This is a genomic window from Mesorhizobium sp. M8A.F.Ca.ET.021.01.1.1, assembly GCF_003998025.1.
Taxonomy (GTDB): domain Bacteria; phylum Pseudomonadota; class Alphaproteobacteria; order Rhizobiales; family Rhizobiaceae; genus Mesorhizobium.
Map to the genome: position 1 here is coordinate 1 of NZ_RZSJ01000667.1, position 3165 is coordinate 3165.

Annotated in this window: 3 protein-coding genes and 1 pseudogene; all 4 read right to left on the reverse strand. The window is 62.0% G+C overall.

Annotated features, from left to right (window positions below; translation table 11 throughout):
* Window positions 1–207 (reverse strand): annotated as a pseudogene (locus EOA36_RS31805) (CpaF family protein); the annotation flags it as partial.
* Complete coding sequence (locus EOA36_RS31810; protein ID WP_127280813.1) at window positions 204–1412, reverse strand: response regulator; 1209 nt, start codon at window positions 1410–1412, stop codon at window positions 204–206. The pseudogene EOA36_RS31805 and the gene EOA36_RS31810, both read right to left, overlap by 4 nt.
* 33 nt (window positions 1413–1445) lie before the next feature.
* Complete coding sequence (locus EOA36_RS31815; RefSeq protein WP_127280814.1) at window positions 1446–1715, reverse strand: hypothetical protein; 270 nt, start codon at window positions 1713–1715, stop codon at window positions 1446–1448.
* A 4-nt stretch (window positions 1716–1719) separates the two neighbouring features.
* Window positions 1720–3105: a type II and III secretion system protein family protein gene (locus EOA36_RS31820; RefSeq protein WP_245464527.1), complete on the reverse strand. Its 1386-nt coding sequence runs from the start codon at window positions 3103–3105 to the stop codon at window positions 1720–1722.
* Window positions 3106–3165 lie beyond the last annotated feature (60 nt).

The following is a 3165-nucleotide window of genomic DNA, read 5'->3' on the forward strand; positions in this document are numbered from 1 at the left end:
GTTGATCTCCTCGAGCAGCATCCGATGGATGCGCACCCGGGCATCGAGCACCTTGTTGGCATTCTTTGCCGGTGCCGCTTCCGGTTTCGCCGGCAAAGCCTTTCGGCTGGTCGGGATAACGACGGCATGATGCGCGACCGGTGTCGATTCCGCCGGTCGCTGCGGGCGGGCGTCGCGATTCTGCAGGGTGGAAAAACGGCTGGTCATCCAGCTTTCCTTTTCAACAGGCCCCTGCCGAAACCGAATAGCGACTTCGACTTGCTCGCGGTCGCCACCGACTCTTCCGGAAGGATGATCTTCTTCAGGTCGTTGACGACATTGGCGTTGGGATCGATCTCGTGCAGCGGCACGCCGCGGTCGACCGCCTCGCGCACCAGCCGGTAGTTGTTGGCTATGCCGCCGACAAAATGCTCGCCAAGGATTTCCTGGACATCCGCCTGCTTGATGCCGTTGTCGAACATCTTCTGCTCGAAACGGTTGACGATCACGTTCGGCTTCACTTCCTTGCCGGCGGTCTCATAGACGGCCTGGATCAGCCGCTGCGTATGGCGCAGGCACGGCACCGTCATTTCAGCAACGATGTAGAGCTTGTTGGAACCGAGCAGCACCGTTTCCGTCCACGGAAACCAGGTGCGCGGCATGTCGATGACGACATTGTCGAAATAGGCCGAGACGAGGTCCAGCATGCGCACCACGACATCGGTCTTGAACGAGCGCATTTCGGCCGGATGGGTCGGCGCCGCCAGCACGCAAAGTCCGCTGGCGTGCTTGGACAGCATCACATCGAGCAGCTGCCGGTCGAGGCGCTCGGGTTGGTTCTCGATTTCGGTGATGTCGAAACGCGGCTCCAGATCGAGATATTCGGCGCAGGCACCTTGCTGGAAATTGAGGTCGACCACACAGGTCGAGGCGCCGCGCGTCACCGAATGATGCAGCTGGAACGCGGTCTGCAGCGCCAGTGTCGTGGTGCCGACGCCGCCGGCGGCGGGCATGAAGGTGTAGATTTGCGACTCGGTGTTTTCCTCGCGGCCGGGTCCCTGCAACGCTCGCACGACCGAACGCACGAGGTCGGCCGTGGTGATCGGCTTGACCAGGAAGTCGGCGACCTTGAGTTGGACCAGGATGCGGACAGCGGCGGCGTTAAACTCCTGCGTGACCACGACCACCGGTGCCTTGCCCTCGAGCCGGCGCATCACACGTTGCAGTGACTCGATTTCTTCCAGCTTCGCCGCATCCATGTCGACGATAACGACGCCGAACTCGGCCTCCTGAACCTCGCCGCGCAGTTCGGTGACGTTCTTCTCGACCGTCATGAGCTGGATGATCTCGGAGGCGGCAAAGGCCGTCTTCGTGTCCTGCGCGAAGGTCCGGTCTGTCGATACGAGCAGGATCTTCTTGGTGCTGTTTGCCATTCTCGCCGCCTGTGAGGTCGATCGCCGTCTGGATCAGTTGCCGGTGGTCGTTTGCGCTGCCTTGGCACCGGCCGCCTGGTCGGGCGTGGCGGCCCCGGCATCGCCACGCTTGGCAGGCACGAGAAGCCTCGTGTTCTGGACGCCGTACTTCCACGGGTCAACCATCTGCATGACGGTGTTGGCGGCCTGCGCCTCACCGGCGGCTGTCGTCACGCCTTCGCTGCGCACATAGTCGTCGCTGGTACAGCCGCTTGCCAAACCGGCAAGAAGCAGTGCGATGCTCGATCTCAGGACCAGACGCATGGCTTCAGTCCTTCGGCAGGTCGAGGAAATGGCCGACTTTGGTCGCGGAAGCGCCCCGCGCAGCGCTGCCGTCAGCCAGCGCCAGCGCACGGTTGGTGTCCGGCGCCTTCACTTCCTCGGTGTTGTTGAGGAAATAGTCGACATTGCTGGCGGGCTGCGTGCCATCGGTCGGCTCAGCCATTTTCTTCGACGGATCGACCGGCTTGACCAGATAGGGCGTGACGATGATGACCAGGTCGGTCTCGCGCCGCTGATAGGATTTCGACGAGAACAGCGACCCCAGCACCGGCATCTTGCCGAGACCGGGTATGCGAGACGTGATGATGTCGTTCTGGGACTGCAGCAGCCCGGCGATCATGAAGCTCTGGCCGTTCTTCAGGTCGACCGAAGTCTTGGCGCGGCGCACGATGAACCCCGGCACCGAAATGTTGCCGATATTGTACGATGCCGACGCATCGATCGAGGAGACTTCCGGCGCGATGTCGAGGCTGACCAACCCGTCCTTCAGCACGGTCGGCGTAAAGTCCAGGCTGACGCCGTATTTCTTGTAGCTGACGGAGATATTGCCATTGTCTTCGGAAACCGGGATGGGAAATTCGCCGCCGGCGAGAAAGCTCGCCGTTTCGCCGGAGCGAGCAATCAGGTTCGGTTCGGCCAACCTTCGGGCAAGGCCGCGCTCCTCCAGCGCCTTGATGGCGATATCGATCGAGACGCCATTGGACAGCAGCCGGCCGATGATCTCGCCGGTGCCGGCCGCCGGGACCGGGCCTGGATTGATAGAGACGTCGCGACCGCCGAAGCCGTAAGCGAAATTGGCGCTGTATTTCGCGCCCAGATCCTGCCCGGCCTGGCGATTGATCTCGACGAAGCGGACATTGAGCTGGACCTGCTGCGACGAGGAGATATTGACCGAATTGATCACCTCCTCATTGCCGGAGAAGCGGGTGGCGATCTTGTTTGCCTTTTCGGCGGCGACCGCGTCATCCGCCTCGCCCGAAAGCACCACGCGGCCATTGGCCGAGCCGACCTTGATCTTGGCGTCCGGCACGCTGGCGCGGATGGTGCTCGCCAATTGGTCGGTGTCGAGCGTCACTTCGATGTCGATGGTGCCGACGAGCTGCTTGTTCTCGTCGAACAGCGCAATGCCGGTGGTGCCGAGATTGTTGCCCAGCACATAGAAGGATTTGTCGGTCAGCGGATTGACGTTGGCGATCTCCGGATCGCCGATGACGATCTGGTAGAAGGCCGCGCTCGTCATGATCGTCTTGGGCTTGCCCTTGGCGACCTTGATCGACGCATTCCTGGTCGACGAGACATGGACGATGTCGTTGTCCGCGTTGGCCGCGCCGACGAAGGCGAGCATGCCGCTCGCGGCCAGTGAAGCCGCCATCGCCAAGGCGCGCACCAAACGCAACCGATCCGTCATTCGATATAGGGTATGCATCACCAT